The following is a 21,328-nucleotide window of genomic DNA, read 5'->3' as shown; positions in this document are numbered from 1 at the left end:
GCCTCTGTAGAATCCCCCTTCGCTATTCTCAGAGGAGTAAAACGATGCGAGTAATCATGTTTGACAGGCAGTCATTATTTATTCATGGAGCGATATACAGTTTGCAGAAGTTAATTCCGGAAATAGATATGACAGGGGCTCGTCAGACTGATGAATTATGGGCGCAATTATCCGCGTCGCCCTCCGCTATCGTCATGATAGATGGGGAATTAATTCGTGATAATGGTGTGGCTTTACTGGAAGAGATTATGGATCGTTTTCCAACGGCGCGCGTGGTATTGGTGTTAACGAAAAAAGAGCGGCGTTGGGTTGAGCAAATGTTTCAGCGCAACGTGGTGGCGATAGTTCCCCGCAATGCGAATCCCGAACGCTTTTCCGCAGTGCTGGATTCTGTATCGCGAGGGATGGTCTGTTTTCCCGGCGAGTGGCTGAAGCAGCACTCTTCCCAGGATGAACTGTCATTGTTAAGCGAGCGCCAGCGTGAGGTGTTGAAGTTACTGGCGGCCGGAGAGTCCAATAAAGAGATTGGGCGTAATCTCAACATCAGTGCGGCAACGGTAAAAGCCCATCTTGAGACGCTTTTCCGCCGCCTTGATGTTAAAAACCGGACGCAGGCCGCGATGTATTACACCCGGGCGACGGCCTGAAGGATCTTCTCTGGCAGAGGGGACTCTGCCCCAAAACTGAAAAGGGTTAATATCAGTGCATCATGCTGCTGTTGGGTTAAAGGGCGTGTGTTCATTTCCCGCAGCAGCGTCTCACATAATTGAATATCATTGAAAAGCAAATACTCCGCCTCAGCGGGCGTGATGAGACCGTTAAATTTTTCCCATTGGCGAATCACGTGACCATAACCAATAACCCATATTCCCTTTTCGTCACGGTATTTCGCCAGGGAAAGACCCTGTTGTTTTTTAATTAATGCGATTGCAGCAGAAGATATCTGCATTGCATAACCCGTCATAAGCGTTTCCTCTTAGGGGCGTGACTATAGAGGAAACACCGTCCGGGAAATATCCGCCAAATGGCTGTTGATCAGGTTTAACTGAACGGGTATTCCTTTTTCAGTAAACCGAATAGCCAGTCGTTATGCCATTGCCCTGAAAGGAAATAACTCTCACGTAACTCACCTTCCAGCTGAAAACCTGTTTTTTCGAGCAGTCGCCTTGAGGTGATATTTCCCGCGGTAACGGTGGCGGTAAGCCGACGAATATTGCCCTGAGTCAGCGCGAAATCACACACCGCCCGCAGAGATTCAAAGCCGTAACCTTTCCCCTGTGCAGAGGTCGTAAAGAGAAAACCGACTTCGGCACAGTCGGCTTCCCGGTGCACATAGCCGGTTACGCCCAGCGGCGTCTGGCTGGCCGTCTCACGCACGACGAGGCAGAGCCAGTGCGCGCTGCCCGGCGTCCACGGCAACAGACGAGCCTCGAAGGCTTCCCGAATGTCCGCCTCGCTACGCGCAGGGGCGACAAAACGCATTACCTCCGGATTTTGCTGTAGCGACAGAAAAAAGGGCCAGTCTTGCTCTTGCAGCGGCGAGCAGGTGAGACGCGTGGTGGTTAAGGCGGGCATGACGATCCTCCAGAGGCAGTGCAAATGATTATAAGGTTGTCACTTTATTTCAACAGAAACTCAGGTATGTTTAACCTCATATAAATAAAAAGAAAAACAACCTTTAAAACCGCTTTTGCGGTACGCATTGTCTCTCAAGGAAAACAATGATGATTAGCTCATCGCATCATACCCGCGAACAGTTTGAACACTGTCTGGCGGCGATCCGGCAGGCGTCTGTTGAAATCTTACTTCTGTTGAATGTACCTGTTTCTGAAGGAAAAGATCCACGCTGGTTTCTGGAACAACTGGATAGCGCCCGCCTGGGGCTGGGCGGGTGGGGCGCCGTAGCCAGCAAGCTGAACCTGAATGATGCGGAAATGACGGCCTTTACGCTGCAATTACGTTTGCTTCAGCAGCGCGTTCCCCAGTATGAAAGCGGGCAGGATGTCAGCGAAAACCAGCTGATTGCGGCGATGCGCTTCGTGACGGCGCTTGAATATCTGCGTCTGCAACAGCCCCTTCTGACCTACGATACCGGAATGGTGCCAGAGAAGGAGAGCCAGCTTCAGGCGCAGAAACAGGTGCGTGCCATTGAGCTGATGATAAAAGGGCTGATACAGCAGGCGTGGCCCGATCCGGTGCGGCTAAATAATCATCTTAAAACCTTGTTTAACGCTGAACGCGTGCGTCGCTGGCTGAAAAACGGTGAGATTAATGATGTTCTGAGCGGCATGTTGTTCAGCGAGCTGGCCCAGTTGCTGGTGGATAAAAAAGAATTTAGCCGCTACTACGCATCGCTGTTTAACGCCCCGGACATGCTGACGCTGCTGGTAGAGCCACGCAAAACCCTGCAAACCTTCCTCGAAGATATTCGACAAATCCGCAACAGCATCACCGTCCAGCAGCCGTTAAGCGGGGCGCAAATCCAGCTGCTCGACAGCTATTACACGCAGATCACCCGCTCCGTCCAGCGTGCGTTTGAGGAAGGGCGGACACGGGTTAACCCGGCGGCGCTGATGGCGGTGGCTGAAAGCGATCTGCACGCGTTCTGGGAAAAGGCGCAAAAACTGGACCGCACCACAGGCGGCGATCTTTTTGAAGTTCGCGACAGCATAGAGAAACCGACCCAGCGCGCGACGCGAACGCCTGAGCAGCGCGAGCAGCTGATCTCCGGGGTGCTGTGGGGCGCGGTTGGCGTAATGGTTATCGCCATTATCGTGGGGGGATTCTGGCTGGTGACCAGCAGTAAACCGCAGCAAGCCGTCGTGGCTGCCACCGGGGCGCCGCCAGCGCAGGAGATGCGTGAAACGCCTTCCTCACGGGAGACGTTAACCCGCATGGGGGTTACCTGGGATGAGAATAATTTCCGTTCGGCCATCAATCGCAATGACACCCGCGTGGCGCTCCTCTTCTTGCAGGGCGGGATGGACTGGAAAATGTCATGGACGGAGGAGGCATTGTCGGCAGGCTACGACGACGTGCTGGAAGTGATGTTGCGCTACCGCCTGCAAATGACAGAGCAAAAGCCCTGCCGACGCTTTATTAATACGCTGAGCCATGCAATGGCGAACGGCGAATCGCTGACCTCTATGCGTAAGCAGTACCTGAAAGCATTCTGTACCGTCCCGGCGGTAGTGAAACGTCAGCAGCACGACGCCGATATGGCAACGCGCCGCGCGAAGACGCAGCCCGATGCCAGTACAAAAAAATGGCAGTCCATCCAGACTGCCATTTATGAGGTGATCCGCTGATTATTTTTCCCCCTCACCCCAAAGGGGCGAGGGAGAAAAGGCCGCACCGTTAAGTCCTCTCTCCCCTCAAGGGAGAGGGCGAGGGGCAAGGCTCAAGGTTCACCATATAACCCAATCAATCGCCGCACCACGCCATTCGTCCAGCCGAAGCCATCCTGCAACGGATACTCACCCCCGCCACCTTCGCGTGGCGTACTGCTGGCGATGTGGTACTTCTCAATCAGCTTATGATGGGTTTTGTAGTAGTGATTCACCGTGTGCAGCCAGCTCCAGGCGATCTCATCTCCCAGCGAGTCATTGCCGTACTGTTTGAACCCCTGGATCGCCATCCACTGTAGCGGTGCCCAGCCGTTCGGCTTATCCCACTGCTCCCCGGTTTCGTATTCGGTGGCGAGAATGCCGCCCGGCGTGAGGAGGCGTGCTTTAACCGCATCGGACAGCCGTTCAGCCTGCTCATGCGTCGCCATCCCCACATACAGCGGCACAATGCTGGCCGCAGAGAACAGCGCCAGCGCTTCACGCCGCCAGTCGTAATCACGATAACAGCCGTTCTCTTCGTCCCACAGATAGCGGTTCACCGCCGCGCGCCGGTCGCTGGCTTTCTGACGGAACAGCTCAGCCGTCTCTTTATCCCCTTTCGACGCTGAGATATTGGCGATAGCGCTCTCCAGTTTGAACAGGAACGCGTTCAAATCGATGGGGATAAACTGTGTCGTGCGGATGCTGGCCAGCCGCGCAGGATCGCGCAACCAGCGGGACGAGTAATCCCATCCTGAGGCTGCTCCGGCGCGCAGGTCGCGATACACCTCGTTCGGCGGACGACCAGAATGACGGGCGGTTTCTACGTCCTCAATCCACGATTCATCCCGCGGCGTATCGCGATCGTCCCAGTAACGGTTGAGTAATGAGCCATCCGGCATACGTACCGCACTGCGATACGCCTGATTGAGCAGCAGCGATTCCGCCCCGTCCATCCAGAAGGCGTATTCCATTTTGAGATGCTCAAGATAGCGCTTCGCCCCGCGCACGCCGTCCTCTTCAAACAGCTCCACCATCAGGGCAAAAACGGGTGGCTGGGAGCGGCTGAGATAGTAGGTGCGGTTGCCGTTCGGGATATGCCCGTAGCGCTCAATCAGCCAGGCGAAGTTATCGGCCATACATTTCAGCAGATCGTTACGTCCGCTCTCTGCAAGCCCCAGCATGGAGAAGTATGAGTCCCAGTAGTAGGTCTCGCTAAATCGTCCGCCGGGCACAATATAAGCCTGCGGCAGCGCCAACAGCGACGACCACGGGATGTGATCCTGCGGCTCGCGCGTCAGCACCGGCCACAGATTATCAATGTGTTCTTTCAGGGAGAGGCCGGGATCAGAGACGTACTCTTTGCTGTAGTCCTCCGGCAACCAGAAGTGATTCTCCACAAAGCGCGCCAGGTCAAAATCACGGTGACGACGCACCTTGCGATAGCGGATCAAAATATCCAGCGGATCCATCTTCGGCGCGCAGTCGGGAAAGGTTTTGCTGTCCGCAAACAGCCGCGACGACTGGACGTGTTCAAACAGTTCAAGGTAGCGGTCTGCGGGCGTCAGGGCATCGGACGCCGGCAGTCCTTCAATCATTTCCGGTTCCGGCTCTGCCTCGATCATCTCATCCAGTTTTAACTCACAGGGATCGGTTTCGTAGCGCAGCTCTTCTGCGATTTCAAACTCGATATCCTCGGCAGTCTGTAGTTTCTGGTTGAACATGGTGTTCAGGACCTCCGGTTTTTGTCGTAACAAATACGGGTTTTTCCCGGCTATCTTTTAAGCGTAGACATTCGCTTCGGTTAATGCGGTGCGAAGTGTGCGGTAGATCACGCTTTCAAAATGGATTTAAACACGCTGAAAATCAGATATCCCTTTGATTATGAAATCATTAAATCAGTATCTTTGGATACAAAGCAGGAATAAAATTCAGAGCATTCGGTATTCTGCATAACGCAGGGATTAATGCGCCTGACGCGCATCGCCTGAAAGGCTGTTGGCGGTTTGATTGGCTTTCTGGCTGGCGCCTTCGCTTTTATCCATCGCCTTGCTGGCCGCTTTTTCCGCATGGGCGGCGCTGTACGCAGCCAGATGGGAAATCACGATGGCGTAAATGCTCATTAATGACACCCAGAGGATGCTATTTTTCCACCACAGCAGGGTAGGGATCGTCAGTATCGCCCATACCAGCGCGAGAACAAGGTGCATTTTGGCCATCAGTTTTGCGGTGATCTTCACGTGCATTTTCATATCTCTAATCTTTTTCCGTAGTAACAGGCGAACGCGTAGCGCTTTCTAAGATTAGTTAATTCCACCGCGGGTAGCGGGTTATTTTGTTACCGTTTGTACACCCGTTGGGTTTACCCATCACAGGCATAAAAAAACCGGCCAGCTGGCCGGTTTTGTTGCGGATCAGACGGATCAGCGCATGGTTACAAACTCTTCCGCCGCAGTCGGGTGGATCGCCACGGTGTTATCGAAGTCTTTCTTCGTTGCGCCCATCTTCAGCGCCACCGCGAAGCCTTGCAGGATCTCGTCCATGCCGAAGCCAATGCCGTGGATGCCGACGATCTTCTCGTCCGGGCCAACGCAGACCAGCTTCATCCGGCACGGCTGACGATGCGAGGTGACGGCGGTATACATCGCGGTAAACGCCGATTTATACACTTTCACCTGGTCATCACCGTACTGCTCGCGCGCCTGCGGCTCGGTTAAGCCGACGGTACCGATTGGCGGGTGGCTGAAGACCACGGTCGGAATATTGCTGTAATCCAGATGTTCGTCCGGCTTGTTGTTAAACAGACGTTCGGAAAGACGACGCCCCGCCGCCACGGCAACCGGGGTCAGTTCAACCGCACCGGTGTTATCGCCCACGGCATAAATGCCCGGTACGCTGGTGTTCTGGAACTTATCAACGACGATGTAGCCTTTTTCATTGGTTTTCACCCCGGTTGCGGCCAGGTTGAAGTTGTCGGTGGCCGGTTCACGGCCAATCGCCCAGATCAGGCAATCAACGGTCTGGCTACGGCCATCTTCCAGCTCAAGCGTCAGGCTACCGTCCGCATTTTTCACCACCGCTTTTGGTACGGCGTTGGTGTGCAGGGTTGGGCCTTCGGTGTTCATCACTTCAACCAGCGTATCGACGATCAGCGGGTCAAAGCTGCGCAGCGGCGCGTGCTTACGCACGAACAGGTGGGCTTGTGCGCCCAGACCGTTAATCACGCCGGCCAGCTCAACCGCGATGTAACCTGCGCCCACAATGGCAACGCGTTCTGGCAGAGCAGGCAGCTCGAAGAATCCGTCGGAGTCGATACCGTATTCCGCGCCCGGAATGTTCGGGTGGCTCGGACGGCCGCCGGTAGCGATCAGGATGTGATCGGCAGTGATCGTCTCGCCGTTTACCTCGATCGTCTTCGCATCCACGAAACGGGCGAAGCCGCGGATCACGTCGACGTTATTCTTGCCCAGCACGTTATCGTACGAGGTATGAATACGGTCGATGTAGGCGGTACGGCTGGCGATCAGTTTGTCCCAGTCGAAATGATTGATCGTGGTGTCAAAACCGTAGTCCGGGCCATACATATGGATAGCTTCACGGATTTGCGCGGCATGCCACATCACTTTCTTCGGTACACAACCCACGTTCACGCAGGTGCCGCCGAGTTCTTTGGCTTCAATCAGCGCACATTTCTGGCCATACATGGCCGCACGGTTGATGGAGGCGATGCCACCGCTGCCGCCGCCGATTGCGATGTAGTCATAATGCTTAGTCATAGCGTTGTCCTTAATCGTGAATTGCCGCGATTGTATACCTGAAATCAATAGTTTCCACCGATGGCTGCGATTACTCCGGCACGATCCAGCTTACGGTGGCGTGTCCTGTTCCGGCTGGCACCAGCGTTTTGTGCAGCCACGGCAGGACGTTGTTCATCTGTGCTTCAAGCTTCCACGGCGGGTTAATCACAATCATGCCGGAAGCGGTCATGCCGCGCTGGTCGCTGTCGGGGCGCACAGCCAGCTCAATTTGCAGGATTTTACGAATGCCGGTCGCTTCGAGGTCTTTGATCATGCGTTTAATTTGCGCGCGCAGCACCACCGGATACCACAGGGCATAGGTACCGGTCGCAAAGCGTTTGTAACCTTCATTGATGCCAGTCACCACCGCCTGATAATCGGTTTTGATTTCGTACGGCGGGTCGATCAGCACCAGGCCGCGACGGGAAACCGGCGGCAGCTTCGCTTTCAACTGCTGGTAGCCATCGGCTTTATCCACGCGGGCGCGGTTATCTTTCTGAAACTCTGAGCGCAGCAGCGGGAAGTCGCTCGGGTGCAGCTCGGTCAGCTGGAGGCTGTCCTGCTCGCGAAGCAGCTGGCGGGCAATCAGCGGGGAGCCAGGGTAATAGCGCAGCTGACCGTTGCGGTTGAAGTGGTTCACCACGCCGATGTACGGCTCCAGCTCGGCAGGCAGATCGTCCTGCTGCCAGATACGCGCAATCCCTTCCAGATATTCACCGGTACGCTCGGCATGCTCGCCGCTCAGCTGATAACGGCCCGCGCCCGCGTGGGTGTCCAGATAAAGGAACGGTTTATCCTTTTCTTTAAGCGATTCAATGATCAGGCTCTGAACGGTGTGTTTGAGGACGTCGGCGTGGTTGCCTGCGTGGAAGCTGTGGCGATAACTGAGCATGGGTAATGATATTCCGCTGAATTGACGATTTGCCACAGTTTACAGCAGAACGGCACAGATTACCCGCAGGCCCGGTAAGCGCGGCTATTGAAATCCTCTACACTTAACCCCATTACTGAACAATATGCACAGCGCCGGATGCGCGCTTCATTCATCTATTTCAACAGGACAGCGTTTATGACCAATCCATTACTGACGCCTTTTTCGTTGCCACCGTTTTCTAAAATCCTCCCTGAGCATGTGGTTCCAGCCGTTACCCAGTCGCTGGACAACTGCCGCGCGGCGGTAGAAAGCGTGGTTGCGCAAGGCGCGCCGTACACCTGGGAAAATCTGTGTCAGCCGCTGGCCGAAGTGGACGACGTGCTGGGACGTATCTTCTCCCCGGTGAGCCACCTGAATTCGGTGAAAAACAGCCCGGAGCTGCGCGAAGCCTACGAACAAACCCTGCCGCTGCTCTCTGAGTACAGCACCTGGGTCGGTCAGCACGAAGGGCTGTACAAAGCCTACCGCGACCTGCGCGACGGCGACCACTATGCCGAACTGAACACGGCGCAGAAAAAATCGGTCGATAACGCGCTGCGTGACTTTGAGTTGTCCGGTATCGGTCTGCCAAAAGAGAAGCAGGTTCGTTACGGTGAAATTGCCGCGCGCCTGTCTGAGCTGGGCAACCAGTACAGCAACAACGTCCTTGATGCCACCATGGGCTGGACGAAGCTGATTACCGATGAATCCGAACTGGCGGGTATGCCGGAAAGCGCGCTGGCGGCGGCAAAAGCCCAGGCCGAAGCGAAAGAGCAGGAAGGCTTCCTGTTAACGCTGGATATCCCAAGCTATCTGCCGGTGATGACCTACTGCGACAACCAGGCTCTGCGCGAAGAGATGTACCGCGCCTACAGCACCCGCGCCTCCGATCAGGGGCCGAATGCGGGCAAATGGGACAACAGCCCGGTGATGGCGGAGATCCTCGCCCTGCGTCATGAGCTGGCTCAGCTGCTGGGCTTCGACAGCTACGCGGATAAATCCCTCGCCACCAAAATGGCCGAGAACCCGCAGCAGGTGCTCGACTTCCTCACCGATCTGGCGAAACGCGCCCGTCCTCAGGGTGAAAAGGAACTGGCTCAGCTGCGCGCCTTTGCGAAAGCGGAGTTTGGCGTGGACGAGCTTCAGCCGTGGGATATCGCGTACTACAGCGAAAAGCAGAAACAGCACCTTTACAGCATCAGCGACGAACAGCTGCGTCCGTACTTCCCGGAAAACAAAGCCGTTAACGGCCTGTTTGAAGTGGTAAAACGCATCTACGGCATTACCGCGAAAGAGCGTACCGACATCGACGTCTGGCATCCGGACGTGCGCTTCTTCGAGCTGTATGACGAGAAAAACGAACTGCGCGGCAGCTTCTATCTGGATCTTTATGCGCGTGAAAACAAACGCGGCGGGGCGTGGATGGACGACTGCGTGGGCCAGATGCGTAAAGCGGATGGTACCCTGCAAAAACCGGTCGCCTACCTGACCTGTAACTTTAACCGTCCGGTGAGCGGCAAACCTGCGCTGTTTACCCACGATGAAGTGATCACCCTGTTCCACGAGTTCGGTCACGGCCTGCACCACATGCTGACCCGCATCGAAACCGCTGGCGTGGCCGGTATCAGCGGTGTGCCATGGGATGCGGTCGAACTGCCAAGCCAGTTTATGGAAAACTGGTGCTGGGAGCCGGACGCGCTGGCGTTTATCTCCGGCCACTACGAGACCGGCGAACCGCTGCCGAAGGAACTGCTGGATAAAATGCTGGCGGCGAAAAACTACCAGGCGGCGATGTTCATCCTGCGTCAGCTGGAGTTCGGCCTGTTCGATTTCCGCCTGCACGCCGAATTCAGCCCGGAGCAGGGGGCGAAAATCCTTGAAACGCTGGCCGAGATTAAAAAGCAGGTCGCCGTTATTCCAGGCCCAACCTGGGGACGCTTCCCGCATGCGTTCAGCCATATCTTCGCAGGCGGATACGCCGCAGGCTACTACAGCTACCTGTGGGCCGACGTGCTGGCGGCGGACGCCTTCTCTCGCTTCGAAGAGGAGGGGATTTTCAACCGCGAAACCGGTCAGTCGTTCCTCGACAACATCCTGACCCGCGGCGGGTCAGAAGAGCCTATGGAGCTGTTCAAACGCTTCCGTGGCCGCGAGCCGCAGCTGGATGCGATGCTTGAGCATTACGGGATCAAAGGCTGATTGATACGTGAAGATCTGCTTAGTGGATGAAACGGGCGCCGGGGACGGCGCCTTATCTGTTCTGGCGGCCCGCTGGGGGCTGGAACATGATGAAGATAACCTGATGGCGCTGGTGATGACTACAGCGCATCTCGAATTACGCAAGCGCGACGAGCCGAAGCTTGGCGGCATTTTTGTCGATTTTGTCGGCGGCGCGATGGCGCACCGGCGTAAGTTCGGCGGTGGTCGCGGCGAAGCGGTGGCCAAAGCGGTCGGCATTAAAGGGAGCTATCTGCCGGACGTGGTGGATGCCACGGCGGGGCTGGGGCGCGATGCCTTTGTGCTGGCGTCTGTCGGCTGTCGGGTGCGGATGCTGGAGCGCAATCCGGTTGTCGCCGCGCTGCTCGACGACGGGCTGGCGCGGGGCTACGCGGACCCGGAAATCGGTCCGTGGTTACAGGAACGTTTGCAGCTTATTCACGCCTCCAGCCTGACGGCGCTGACGGACATCACCCCGCGTCCGCAGGTGGTTTACCTCGACCCGATGTTTCCGCATAAGCAGAAAAGCGCGCTGGTGAAGAAAGAGATGCGGGTGTTTCAGTCGCTGGTGGGGCCAGATTTAGATGCCGATGGCCTGCTGGCGCCTGCTCGTCAGCTCGCGACGAAGCGGGTGGTGGTCAAGCGCCCGGACTACGCGCCGCCGCTGGCGGACGTAGCGACCACTAACGCGGTGACCACGAAAGGGCACCGGTTTGATATTTATGTCCCCTCACCCTAGCCCTCTCCCCATAGGGGAGAGGGAACGATCGAGCCCCTCGCCCCTATGGGGAGAGAGGTTGGGGTGAGGGGTATTTAACGCACTTACTCGTCTTCTTCGTCACGAAGTGGGACAATCAGCATATCCACGTGAACGGTATTAATCAGCTGGCGCGCGGAAGACATCAGCTTGCTCCAGAAGTCCTGATGATGACCACATACCACCAGATCCATATCGTATTTCTTAATGGCGTCAACCAGCACCTGGCCCAGATCGCCGCTACCGCTTAAGGTTTCAGTGATCGGATAGCCCGCGTTAGTGGACAGTTCGCTCAGGGCATGGTGAGTTTCTTCGGAGATGCGTTTCTGCATATCGCCGAGATTTACGTCGATCAGACCGGTGTAGAGGTCGGAGTAATTCACATCAACGTGAATCAGGGAGACTTTCGCGTTGTAGGGACGTGCCATGGATACTGCTTTATCAACCAGCACTTTGCTCTCCGGAGAGAGGTCTACCGCGATGAGAATGTGTTTGTAAGCCATAGTGTTACTCCTTCCTTAAGTTATCGATGACTAAATGAGAATGCCGTCGTCTGATACTTTCATTACGGCCCAGTTAAACATATTTTTCAAGCTTTGGTGTTGATAACGATTAACCTTGTGGCAAAAAAATTAACGGATCTCCTACACTATTTAATGAGCCGTTCGGATATTAAAACGCGAACCGGATCGACTTTTGGTCATTCTTTCACTGAACTGTCTGTCAGGGCATTGGGGTGCGGTAGCTCAGGAGCCTTGCTTCGTGGGCGGACGCCGGGGAGGATGTATGATTAGCACCGTCGCATTGTTTTGGGCGTTATGCGTAGTTTGCATAGTGAATATGGCGCGCTACTTCTCATCATTACGTGCGCTGTTAGTGGTACTTCGTGGTTGCGATCCGTTGCTGTATCAGTATGTGGACGGTGGAGGATTCTTCACCTCGCATGGACAGCCCAGCAAGCAGATGCGTCTGGTGGGGTATATCTACTACCAGCGTTACCGCGATCACCACGATGAAGAGTTTATCCGTCGCTGCGAGCGCCTGCGTCGTCAGTTCATTTTGACCAGCGCCCTGTGTGGTCTGGTTGTGGTGAGCATGATTGCACTGATGATTTGGCACTGAGCATAAAAAAAGCGGGCCAGTTTCCTGACCCGCTTTTTTGTCGCCTTTAGCCGATTAAATCAGCTTCAGCGAAATCCAGTACAGACCGCCAGACAGCAGGATGGACGCCGGGAGGGTGAACACCCAGGCCATCAGAATGTTGGTCACGGTTTTACGCTGCAAACCGCCGCCGTCAACAATCATGGTACCTGCCACGGACGAAGAGAGTACGTGGGTGGTGGAGACTGGCATACCGGTGTAGCTCGCCAGACCGATAGACACTGCCGCCGTCATCTGCGCGGACATACCCTGCGCATAGGTCATGCCTTTCTTACCGATCTTCTCGCCGATGGTGGTCGCCACACGACGCCAGCCAATCATCGTACCGATACCCAGCGCCAGTGCGACCGCCATGATGATCCAGATTGGCGCGTACTCAATGGTGTTGAGCATATCGCCTTTCAGTTTCTTCAGCAGACGCTTGTCGTCAGCATTAACCTCTGGCAGCTTCGCGACTTTATCGGTCACGTCGGAGATACAGAGCATGATGCGACGCAGCTGACCGCGCTGTTCAACAGCCAGTTTGTCGTAGCTTTCGATATCGGCCAGCATACCTTTCGCACGTTCCAGCGCGTTAACCGCGTTTGCCGGATGGCAATGGAACTCGCCCGGTGCCGTCGTTGCGCCTGAATCCGGAGAAGGAATCAGCTGGTCCACGCCGGTGGCTTTCTTCAGCAAATCAGGATGCTGCTGGAAGTAAGTCTCAACGTTGTTTACCGCATCACGGGTACGGGTGATTTCGTAACCGGAGGCATTCATGTTTACCACGAAGCCCGCCGGTGCGACGCCAATCAGAACCAGCATCACCAGACCGATACCTTTCTGACCATCGTTCGCGCCATGAGAGAAGGCCACGCCGATAGCGGAAATGATCAGCGCGATACGCGTCCAGAACGGCGGCTTTTTCTTGCCGTCTTTCTTCTCACGCTCTGCTGGCGTCAGGTGGATACGCGCACGTTTCTTCGTGTTGCTCCAGTAGCGACGCAGGATGAAAATCAATCCACCCGCGACCACCAGACCCACGATAGGAGAGATGATCAGAGAGCCGAAAATACCCAGTACTTTAGGGAGGTTCAGCGCATCAACAACCGATGTACCGGTCATCAGGGCGTTGGTTAAACCGATACCGATAATCGCGCCGATAAGGGTGTGAGAGCTGGATGCCGGCAGGCCGAAATACCAGGTACCAAGGTTCCAGATAATCGCAGCAAGCAGCATTGAGAACACCATGGCCAGGCCATGACCGGAACTCACGTTAAGCAGCAGATCCGTTGGCAGCATATGCACGATCGCATACGCAACGCTCAGTCCGCCCAGGAGGACACCAAAAAAGTTAAATACCGCCGCCATAACGACCGCAAGCTGCGATCGCATTGCGCGAGTGTAGATAACCGTTGCAACTGCGTTTGCAGTGTCGTGGAAGCCGTTGATCGCTTCGTAAAACAGCACAAAAACCAGAGCAAGCAATAGTAAAAGCCCGGTATGTAAATCCAGGCCGGCAAACAAATGTAGCATAGGACGTTACGCCATTTTGAGGACATGAACGCGGCGCATTATCCAGGACAAATGCGCAACGGGCAAAGTGAAATATAGACTTTTTTTGACATACCACCTGAATTGAGAAAAGTGCCTGAAAGGATAATCTTTAAATATCAATGAAATGGCTTTGTAATATCTTTTTACGCTGGTGCGACCACTGAGGAAACTTTACAATCCGCGGCAGTTAACGAAGAGGATTTTGACGTGGAAAGGTTTGATGCCGTAGTAATTGGCGCCGGTGCGGCGGGTATGTTTTGTGCGGCGATGGCCGGACAAGCGGGTCGTCGTGTGCTGCTGCTGGATAACGGAAAAAAGCCTGGTCGCAAGATCCTGATGTCTGGCGGTGGGCGCTGCAACTTTACTAATCTTTATGTCGAGCCTGCGGCCTATTTGAGCCAGAACCGTCATTTCTGTAAGTCTGCGCTGGCGCGCTACACCCAGTGGGATTTTATCGAACTGGTGGGTAAATACGGTATCGCATGGCATGAGAAGACGCTGGGACAGCTGTTCTGCGACGACTCCGCGCAACAAATCGTCGATATGCTGGTGGCCGAGTGCGAGAAGGGCGGCGTGGTAATGCGCCTGCGCACCGAAGTGCTGGACGTCGCCCGTGACGAGCAGGGTTACACGCTGCAACTAAACGGCGAAACCGTCAGCGCCGATAACCTGGTGATTGCCAGCGGTGGCCTGTCGATGCCGGGGCTGGGCGCCTCGCCGTTCGGCTATAAAATTGCCGAGCAGTTTGGCCTGAAGGTGCTGCCCACCCGCGCCGGGCTGGTACCGTTCACGCTGCATAAGCCACTGCTGGAACAGCTTCAGACGCTCTCCGGCGTGTCTGTGCCATCGGTCATTACGGCCGAAGACGGCACGGTATTCCGCGAAAACCTGCTCTTCACCCATCGCGGACTCTCGGGGCCAGCGGTATTGCAGATCTCCAGTTACTGGCAGCCGGGGGAGTTTGTCTCCGTGAACCTGGTGCCGGACTGCGATCTGGACGCCTTCCTCAACGAGCAACGCGCCGCGCACCCGAATCAAAGCCTGAAAAATACCCTGGCGATGCAGCTGCCGAAGCGTCTCGTGGAGTGCTTGCAGGTGTTAGGGCAAATTCCGGATGTCGCGCTTAAGCAGCTCAACAGCCGCGAGCAGGAAACGCTGGTAGAGACGCTGACGAACTGGCGCGTACAGCCAAACGGCACCGAAGGTTACCGCACGGCGGAAGTCACGCTGGGCGGCGTGGATACAAACGAACTCTCATCCCGCACGATGGAAGCCCGCAACGTGCCGGGTCTTTATTTCATCGGTGAAGTGATGGATGTTACCGGCTGGCTCGGCGGGTATAACTTCCAGTGGGCGTGGGCTAGTGCCTGGGCATGCGCGCAGGCACTCGCTGATGTCCGAGGACAATAAAGTTGTACACAAAGCACTAAAGTTGTAACCATTCTCAAAAAACGACGCTAATGTTGTATACTTACTGAATGTGTGGTTATAGGGTTGGAGACTATAAAATGCACATATAGGTACGTATCAATGTCGTTTTTAGGGTACGATCATGGCTAGGGGTAGGCGTCTCAAATCCTATTTGGATTATGAAAATGCGCTAGGTGACGGCATAGGAGTGGGCTATGGCCAAAGTTATCAGCCCTGGCTTAGAGCTCAGGACGTTAAATCCCGTGGAAACCGTTCGATAGTCTTTGGCCTTAAGACGTTTCGAAACCATCATCTCCTTTCTTCTGTCGAAAGTAACTTTTTCTATCTGGCTGAGTTTAATGACTCGGTGATTGATATCCGGGAACAATTCCCACTCTTTCCTCTCCGGCTTACCCAACAAATAGCAAATCATCTACATTTTCAACATCCTATGGTGAGGGGAGTAAGAGGAGTACCTGTCGAAGTTCTGAATGTTATGACAACCGATTTTTTACTGACCTTGAGAACTCCTGAAGGCGGACTTCGATACAAAGCTATAGCAGTAAAACATAACGAGAGCATACCTGAACGCGAAGCCCAAAAACTTGAAATAGAGAGGATGTTTTGGCAGTTGATTGATGTTGAGTTTCAAATTTATGTTGGCTCGGAACTCAATAACGTCGTCGGTAAAAACATTTGCTGGGCTACTTCTGTATTAAGAGATGGTTCTGAATTTTATGATAAATATCCTCTTGATAAAATCCTATGGAAGCTTAAACCAGATGTTTATCCCATAGTAGGACTACGTGCAATGATTTCATCAATCTTTGGGGTAGATGCACAAGAAGCGATGATGTTATTGCAGGCAATGATTGGATTAAAAATGATAAATGTTGATTTATCATATCCAATACTCGAAACCGGTCTGATAAAGATAATTTCCAATGACCACTATATAGGACTGAACGCAAATGGATATTATTAGGAATTCAGTCTGGCTCTCTCAAGGCACTGATTTGCTTGCAGAGGGACTTTACCGTGTTTTGGATTTTGACAGAAAGGTCGATTTGTTAATTTTGTTTAAAATAAAATCAGAAAGAACGGGTAAGCCAATCCCTTTCTCATTTTCAATGTTTAAATATTATATTGAATCAAATAGCATAACTTGTAAAGATTATATATATCCTTCATATATGTTAGTAGATGAGAAAGAATTAACAGATAAAGACAGAGGAAGGCGAGATGAAAATTACAATATCATTAAAGATCTTGTAGATGACAGAATGTTTCTGTTCGACTATGCATTACATAAAAAGTCGCACCTTTTAATGGATTACTCAAGAAATAAAAAAATATCACAATATACTATCAGAACGCTTCTGGCGTTGTATTGGCGACATGGGCAGGATATTTATGCATTGCTACCCGCATTCTCGAACTGTGGCGCCGCTGGGAAAAGTAGAATCAAACATGAAATTAAACTTGGGAATTCCAAAAAAAACAGAGCATTACCTAATGAACGATCACGTGTTTTCATTCTTAATGAAAGAGATATAAATAATATTAGAAAATCTCTCATTACGTATCATTATAAAGTTAACGGAGATACGATAAAGAAAACATTAGAGAGACATATTGATTTGTATTTTAGGGATGAAATTAAAACAGCAAACCTAGAAAATAGAGCTCCATATGTTCCTTCTTTAAAACAATTTTCATACTGGAATAAAAAACTCTTCACTAAAGATTTCTCGATAAATAAGAAGAACACGAAAAAAGAAATAGACCTCAAAATGCGGGCGCTTTTAGGTAGTGTGGCTAATACAACTGTTTTGCCGGGTGATGTTTTCGAAATAGACTCAACTGTCGCTGATGTACATCTTATTTCGAGTTTAAACAGACGAAAAGTCATTGGGCGTCCTACTATTTATACAGTGGTGGATCGTGCAACAAGAATGATTGTTGGCCTTCATGTTTCTTTATACCATGCTTCATGGCGAGCCGCCCGACAAGCGTTAGCAAATTGCTTTATGCCAAAAAAAGAATATTGTAGATTATTTGGAATCTCTATTACTGATGATGATTGGCCTTGTTCTCACATTCCATTAACATTGATGTGTGACAACGGGGAGATGATTGGTCTTAAACCTCAGGAAGAGATGACCCCCCTGACAAAACTTGAGTTTGCGCCAGTCGGTAGAGGCGACAGAAAAAGCATTGTTGAACGCTGTTTCGGCATTCTGAATGATGAGGTTATTCATAGGCTTATTGGAACAACACGAAGGGGAAAGATTGTTAAAGGAGAGCCAACACCGCAATCCAGGGCTTGTTTAACGATTCAGGAGGTCACGTCTTTACTGATTCGGGAGATACTTGCACATAATCAGAGAACGTATGAGGAACTGGCTTATATCAATCCTTACTGATTGAAAATGATCTCGTAATATCACCAAAAAATAGTTGGATGATAAGCTTAAAGCACGGGAGATTCAGCGCAAGAGCCGTTGGGGCCGACGAAGTGATCGCACGATTGTTAATCCCTGTGAACGCTAACATTACCGCCGGTGGGATTCAGTACAATAATCTTTTTTATGAATGTGATCCTGAAATTGCATCAGGTGTCAGAGTATTTGGAAGAACCACTTGTGAAGCAAGAATAGATGACAATTGCGTAGATTATATATATGTAAGATTTGACAAAAATAGCATTTTCAAAAAACATTACCTACTTAAGAAAAGAGATGTATTTAAAGGGAAAGCTCATCTTGATACAGATGTAATGGCTGATTGGGTAGATACTCAAAAAGAAATTAATTTATTTACTCTGGATTCGCTCAGCAATATCAATAATAAAGATGAATTTAACAGGAAAGGTAACGAAAGATTAAATGAAATATACGAATCTCGCCGGGTACATGGTAAAGATATTAAAAAGAACAGGAAAAATGAACTTGATTCATTAGGGCGAACTCATGTTGCTAATGGAAGATCTGAACCCCTACTTCCTTCATCCAGTAATGTTCTGCTTTTGCCTGGCCGGGAGGAAGAAACAAAGATGGTTAAAAGGTAACGAAGAAGACTGAGGACGCAGAATAATGAATCTTATACGGCGCGTTTCAGCGATATATAAAGAACAGGAAGTTACCTGAGTATCGTGCAATCCCTTAATTGAAGCACTTCCTGAAGCGCTTACGGAAGATGAAGTACTTCTGGAAATGAGTTATTTCCCCGAAATTGACGAAAAAATCCGCTGGACTGCCCCGGCGAATGTTAGAGAGCAGTATGTCGAACGTATAAAGAAATTCCGTTGCCCTCAAACCAATCTTATCCAGGCTTATAAGATGATCTTACGGGCACTTAGGGAAAGCTATGCAGCTCGTAATCCTTTAAAAAGCGGAACAATTCAATATCTTCATTACTATGGAAATGAGCGTCCTGATATTGAGCCAGAAAGTGGATATTTTAAATCCCAGGCTGAAACTATTACGATAGTTGGAATGAGTGGTTCTGGAAAAACTACCATGATTGAGCAAGTCATGGATCATTTCCCTCAGATTATAGAACACAGCAGCTATAAAGGAGTTTTTCCCGGCTTCAGTAAGCAAATTGTATGGGTAAAGATTAATTGTCCATACAATTCAAGTGTGAGAGACCTTTGTGAAGAGATTTTACAAAAATTAGATGATGCAATTGGTATTGAACGAACTACACCTGAGATTAGAAATGGTGCTCTGGCTCGCCAGATTGCACAAAGAATTAAATCATCATTTTTGGGTATCCTTGTTATTGATGAAATGCAGAGGCTTAAATTTTCAAGAACCGGGGGTGAGAGTAAGTTGATTGATTTTTTACATGAAATTGTAGATTCCATGGGGGTATCTATGGTTTTTTGTGGAAATCATCCTTTTGACGAGACGCTGACAAAGAAAATGAGAATTGCCAGGCGGGCAGAGTCTGGTGGTTACATGAAAATTAAGAATGTTAGATACGATTCACAAGACTGGCAATCGTTTATTCATTATTTATGGCCATTACAATGGACAAATGTTGAAACTCCATTAAATGATGAGTTAAACGAAAAATTATTCATTTTATCTAAAGGCAATATTGGATTGGCTCAGATGATTTATCGGGGGCACAATTAAAGGTTATCGGTAGCGGCAATGAAATCATCACTGGCGCAGTCTTGTCGGCCTCTGTACCGGTACTCGTGAGTCATACGGAGGAATATAAGGATACTCCACTCCCGGGGGCCGCGACTGAAGATGAGGAAGCTAAATGGCTCTCTGCATCTAATGAGGGTGATGCTTCGGCTAAAATCATGGCAGAGAAGTCCCTAAAGTCTTTGATCCCTGGGGATATAGACAGGCCACAGCACAAGGAATTCGTAGGAAAAATAGACGAGGTTTTGCGCAATTTCGACGAGAAAATACTGTCTCTTGACCACGATCTTGTTATCAACAGAACAGCTGAAAAGAAAAATACCTACGATGCTCTTCAGCGTTGCGGGCTTATAAATATAGATCCACTTAATAAATTGTAATGAGGTAACAGTTCGTAACGGTCAAAGAGAGGTGTGGGAAATGAGAATGTTGCCTGTTTTGCCTGATGAATCCTTGTTCAGCCGGTTTTGTCGGACAACTACCGTGTACGGTATGTCCCCATCTTCTCTGTTAACGATCATTTTCAACAAACCTGATATGAACGTCCATCCAATTCTCAATTCAGGATTAAAGGCTATTTCTCTCATACATCCGAAAGGGCAGATCAGCTCTGGCATGAACAGACTTTACTCCCTCTTTTTGCCTGGGCCACTACCAATCAGTCGTAATGAAATTATGGATTTCAACCACGACCCCTGCCAGGCTTAATCGATTGTGGCCGCCTTAGTAATTTTTCACTAGGGGCAGCGCACACTATTGAAGTTTTGCCCGGTTTGCGCTCGTGAAGATACTTTTCATTATGGTGTTACTTATTGGCATCTGGCGCATCAGCTTCATGGGGTTACAACCTGCCATCGGCATCCGGTAGCGCTTGAAAGCATCCATGTCCCTTCTTCACCGCACATACGTATTGGACTGATGCCTCCTGTTTCGTATACAGAACAACTTAGCAATGAGATAGACTTCGATTTTGCTAAGTTTTGTTATAAGTCCCTAAATATAATCAGAAGAAAAGATATTACACACCCCAATTACATGGATGTACTAAAAAGTTGAATTTATTATCATTGGATGGAAATTTAAAGAAAAATGTATTCTACGCACATGTTTATGCTAAGTGCCAGTTATTTGGGGAGGGTTCATCGGGACTTATACCAACATCCCTAACTGATTATCATTACTGGGAGCCTATACTCAAAGACAAATGTTGTCAGCATCCCACAAAGCATCTTTTGCTTTTGTTATTGTTTGTTAAATACTTGCTGGCCAACGTATGCAGGAAGTCGTACTAATAAAAAGAAAGAAATCTTTAAAAGTCATAAGAAATACAGTTTTCATATAGTTGAAAATAATACTAGTGTTAGCAACCTTGGGAAGGAATTTAGTCGCAGCAGATGTTACATTAAAACACTTATTTATAAAAAATACCTGAGGGCGTTTAGCGAACACAAAAATAATATATTCACTGAATTGCTTATCAAGTCTATGGCTGTAAGGGGGTTTAGTCTGGCATCCCATAGCTGAGAAAAACTCATTATCGGAAGGAGCTGTATCCTCTGTAATTCATCTTGTTACGGTTTATGCTCATGGCGTAAAAATGTAAAAAAGATTCTTTAAGACGGCGTCATAAGCAGAAAATATTAAGATTTATACATAATCAATCCGTTTCTATAACACGAAAGTTAGTCAAAGAAAGTTGTTATGCAAGTTTCTATTGGCTAAATAAACATGAATGTGACTGGCTTAATTCCTGTCTTCCTAAAACAATACGATGCTATAAAAATAAAAGAGTAGACTGGAGCGAGAGAGATATTATCTCATCATCATTAATAAATGATGTTTTATCTCAGGGGCAGTACTCGATGTCACTTACAAGTCTAGATGCTTTACTGGGAGGGCATGGCTGGCTTTTGAAATACAGAGAAACTACCAATGACAATGATACTTCTCAGAAAAATGGAACTAATTAAATAAGAGGGAGTTATATGGTTTACGAAAATGAATTGTGGCACAGTTTTCTTCTGCGTTCACAGATAATGTATAACTTA

15 protein-coding genes and 3 pseudogenes are annotated in these 21,328 nt (G+C 50.6%); 10 read left to right on the top strand and 8 right to left on the bottom strand.

Features of this window, described 5'->3' with window-relative positions:
* Positions 1-44: 44 nt before the first annotated feature.
* The gene (locus BH712_RS23435; protein WP_006808569.1) at positions 45-647 is read left to right on the top strand and encodes a helix-turn-helix transcriptional regulator; all 603 of its coding nucleotides are present in this window, start codon (positions 45-47) and stop codon (positions 645-647) included.
* On the opposite strand, the gene BH712_RS23430 is transcribed toward BH712_RS23435, so the two are convergent.
* Together BH712_RS23430 and BH712_RS23425 are read right to left on the bottom strand one after the other, a co-directional pair.
* The gene (locus tag BH712_RS23430) at positions 626-964 is read right to left on the bottom strand and encodes a lysozyme (RefSeq protein WP_006808568.1); all 339 of its coding nucleotides are present in this window, start codon (positions 962-964) and stop codon (positions 626-628) included. The genes BH712_RS23435 and BH712_RS23430 overlap by 22 nt on opposite strands.
* 77 nt (positions 965-1,041) lie before the next feature.
* Positions 1,042-1,575 carry a GNAT family N-acetyltransferase gene (locus BH712_RS23425; RefSeq protein ID WP_006808567.1) on the bottom strand — a complete coding sequence of 178 codons (534 nt, stop codon included), beginning with the start codon at positions 1,573-1,575 and terminating at the stop codon, positions 1,042-1,044.
* Positions 1,576-1,721: 146 nt separating this feature from the next.
* On the opposite strand from BH712_RS23425, the gene BH712_RS23420 reads away from it, so the two are divergent.
* Positions 1,722-3,308 carry an STY4199 family HEPN domain-containing protein gene (locus BH712_RS23420; protein WP_006808566.1) on the top strand — a complete coding sequence of 529 codons (1,587 nt, stop codon included), beginning with the start codon at positions 1,722-1,724 and terminating at the stop codon, positions 3,306-3,308.
* Between the two features lie 92 nt (positions 3,309-3,400).
* On the opposite strand, the gene BH712_RS23415 is transcribed toward BH712_RS23420, so the two are convergent.
* From BH712_RS23415 to BH712_RS23400, 4 genes are all read right to left on the bottom strand, one after another.
* On the bottom strand, positions 3,401-5,050 hold the full coding sequence (locus tag BH712_RS23415) for an alpha,alpha-trehalase (protein ID WP_006808565.1): 1,650 nt from the start codon (positions 5,048-5,050) through the stop codon (positions 3,401-3,403).
* Positions 5,051-5,290: 240 nt separating this feature from the next.
* Positions 5,291-5,578, bottom strand: coding sequence for a hypothetical protein (locus BH712_RS23410; protein ID WP_006808564.1), 288 nt, complete (start codon positions 5,576-5,578; stop codon positions 5,291-5,293).
* 171 nt (positions 5,579-5,749) lie between these two features.
* Positions 5,750-7,102, bottom strand: coding sequence for a glutathione-disulfide reductase (gene gorA / locus BH712_RS23405; RefSeq protein ID WP_006808563.1), 1,353 nt, complete (start codon positions 7,100-7,102; stop codon positions 5,750-5,752).
* 70 nt (positions 7,103-7,172) lie between these two features.
* The gene (locus BH712_RS23400) at positions 7,173-8,015 is read right to left on the bottom strand and encodes a 23S rRNA (adenine(2030)-N(6))-methyltransferase RlmJ (RefSeq protein ID WP_006808562.1); all 843 of its coding nucleotides are present in this window, start codon (positions 8,013-8,015) and stop codon (positions 7,173-7,175) included.
* A 177-nt stretch (positions 8,016-8,192) separates the two neighbouring features.
* Between BH712_RS23400 and prlC the strand changes: the two genes are divergently transcribed.
* Together prlC and rsmJ are read left to right on the top strand one after the other, a co-directional pair.
* Entirely contained in the window at positions 8,193-10,235 is a 2,043-nt protein-coding gene (gene prlC, locus BH712_RS23395) for an oligopeptidase A (RefSeq protein WP_032673448.1), read from the top strand.
* Positions 10,236-10,242: 7 nt separating this feature from the next.
* A complete protein-coding gene (gene rsmJ, locus BH712_RS23390; protein ID WP_006808560.1) occupies positions 10,243-10,992 on the top strand; it encodes a 16S rRNA (guanine(1516)-N(2))-methyltransferase RsmJ in 750 nt (249 codons plus the stop codon).
* A gap of 83 nt (positions 10,993-11,075) precedes the next feature.
* Here rsmJ and uspA read toward each other — a convergent pair whose 3' ends face one another.
* A complete protein-coding gene (gene uspA / locus BH712_RS23385; protein ID WP_003861223.1) occupies positions 11,076-11,513 on the bottom strand; it encodes a universal stress protein UspA in 438 nt (145 codons plus the stop codon).
* Between the two features lie 283 nt (positions 11,514-11,796).
* On the opposite strand from uspA, the gene uspB reads away from it, so the two are divergent.
* On the top strand, positions 11,797-12,132 hold the full coding sequence (uspB, locus tag BH712_RS23380) for a universal stress protein UspB (protein ID WP_003861224.1): 336 nt from the start codon (positions 11,797-11,799) through the stop codon (positions 12,130-12,132).
* Positions 12,133-12,186: 54 nt separating this feature from the next.
* Here the strand turns inward: uspB and pitA are convergent, their stop codons facing one another.
* Positions 12,187-13,686 (bottom strand): inorganic phosphate transporter PitA, encoded by a 1,500-nt coding sequence (gene pitA, locus BH712_RS23375; protein WP_006808559.1) that lies wholly within the window; start codon positions 13,684-13,686, stop codon positions 12,187-12,189.
* 228 nt (positions 13,687-13,914) lie between these two features.
* Here pitA and BH712_RS23370 point away from each other — a divergent pair, with 228 nt between their 5' ends.
* The 5 genes and pseudogenes from BH712_RS23370 (at position 13,915) to BH712_RS25310 (ending at position 21,254) form a co-directional block, all read left to right on the top strand.
* Complete coding sequence (locus tag BH712_RS23370; RefSeq protein ID WP_039274588.1) at positions 13,915-15,117, top strand: BaiN/RdsA family NAD(P)/FAD-dependent oxidoreductase; 1,203 nt, start codon at positions 13,915-13,917, stop codon at positions 15,115-15,117.
* Positions 15,118-15,259: 142 nt separating this feature from the next.
* Entirely contained in the window at positions 15,260-16,102 is an 843-nt protein-coding gene (locus tag BH712_RS23365) for a TnsA endonuclease N-terminal domain-containing protein (RefSeq protein WP_000090707.1), read from the top strand.
* A pseudogene (locus tag BH712_RS23360) lies at positions 16,089-18,213 on the top strand (transposase). Before BH712_RS23365 ends, BH712_RS23360 begins: the two are co-directional and overlap by 14 nt.
* Positions 18,213-19,660: pseudogene (locus BH712_RS23355) on the top strand (ATP-binding protein). The pseudogenes BH712_RS23360 and BH712_RS23355 overlap by 1 nt, the downstream one beginning before the upstream one ends.
* A 40-nt stretch (positions 19,661-19,700) precedes the next feature.
* A pseudogene (locus tag BH712_RS25310) lies at positions 19,701-21,254 on the top strand (TnsD family Tn7-like transposition protein).
* Positions 21,255-21,328 lie beyond the last annotated feature (74 nt).

Source organism: Enterobacter hormaechei ATCC 49162 (assembly GCF_001875655.1).
In the GTDB taxonomy this organism is placed as follows: Bacteria; Pseudomonadota; Gammaproteobacteria; order Enterobacterales; family Enterobacteriaceae; genus Enterobacter; species Enterobacter hormaechei.
This window is presented reverse-complemented; position numbering and strand designations above follow the sequence as displayed.

What these genes read in the sequence shown, in the direction of transcription:
- pitA (WP_006808559.1), bottom strand. Translation starts at nt 13,686, where the DNA reads ATGCTACATTTGTTTGCCGGCCTGGATTTACATACCGGGCTTTTACTA.
- BH712_RS23400 (WP_006808562.1), bottom strand. Translation starts at nt 8,015, where the DNA reads ATGCTCAGTTATCGCCACAGCTTCCACGCAGGCAACCACGCCGACGTC.
- prlC (WP_032673448.1), top strand. Translation starts at nt 8,193, where the DNA reads ATGACCAATCCATTACTGACGCCTTTTTCGTTGCCACCGTTTTCTAAA.
- BH712_RS23365 (WP_000090707.1), top strand. Translation starts at nt 15,260, where the DNA reads ATGGCTAGGGGTAGGCGTCTCAAATCCTATTTGGATTATGAAAATGCG.
- uspB (WP_003861224.1), top strand. Translation starts at nt 11,797, where the DNA reads ATGATTAGCACCGTCGCATTGTTTTGGGCGTTATGCGTAGTTTGCATA.
- BH712_RS23410 (WP_006808564.1), bottom strand. Translation starts at nt 5,578, where the DNA reads ATGAAAATGCACGTGAAGATCACCGCAAAACTGATGGCCAAAATGCAC.
- BH712_RS23435 (WP_006808569.1), top strand. Translation starts at nt 45, where the DNA reads ATGCGAGTAATCATGTTTGACAGGCAGTCATTATTTATTCATGGAGCG.
- BH712_RS23420 (WP_006808566.1), top strand. Translation starts at nt 1,722, where the DNA reads ATGATGATTAGCTCATCGCATCATACCCGCGAACAGTTTGAACACTGT.
- gorA (WP_006808563.1), bottom strand. Translation starts at nt 7,102, where the DNA reads ATGACTAAGCATTATGACTACATCGCAATCGGCGGCGGCAGCGGTGGC.
- BH712_RS23415 (WP_006808565.1), bottom strand. Translation starts at nt 5,050, where the DNA reads ATGTTCAACCAGAAACTACAGACTGCCGAGGATATCGAGTTTGAAATC.
- BH712_RS23425 (WP_006808567.1), bottom strand. Translation starts at nt 1,575, where the DNA reads ATGCCCGCCTTAACCACCACGCGTCTCACCTGCTCGCCGCTGCAAGAG.
- uspA (WP_003861223.1), bottom strand. Translation starts at nt 11,513, where the DNA reads ATGGCTTACAAACACATTCTCATCGCGGTAGACCTCTCTCCGGAGAGC.
- BH712_RS23430 (WP_006808568.1), bottom strand. Translation starts at nt 964, where the DNA reads ATGACGGGTTATGCAATGCAGATATCTTCTGCTGCAATCGCATTAATT.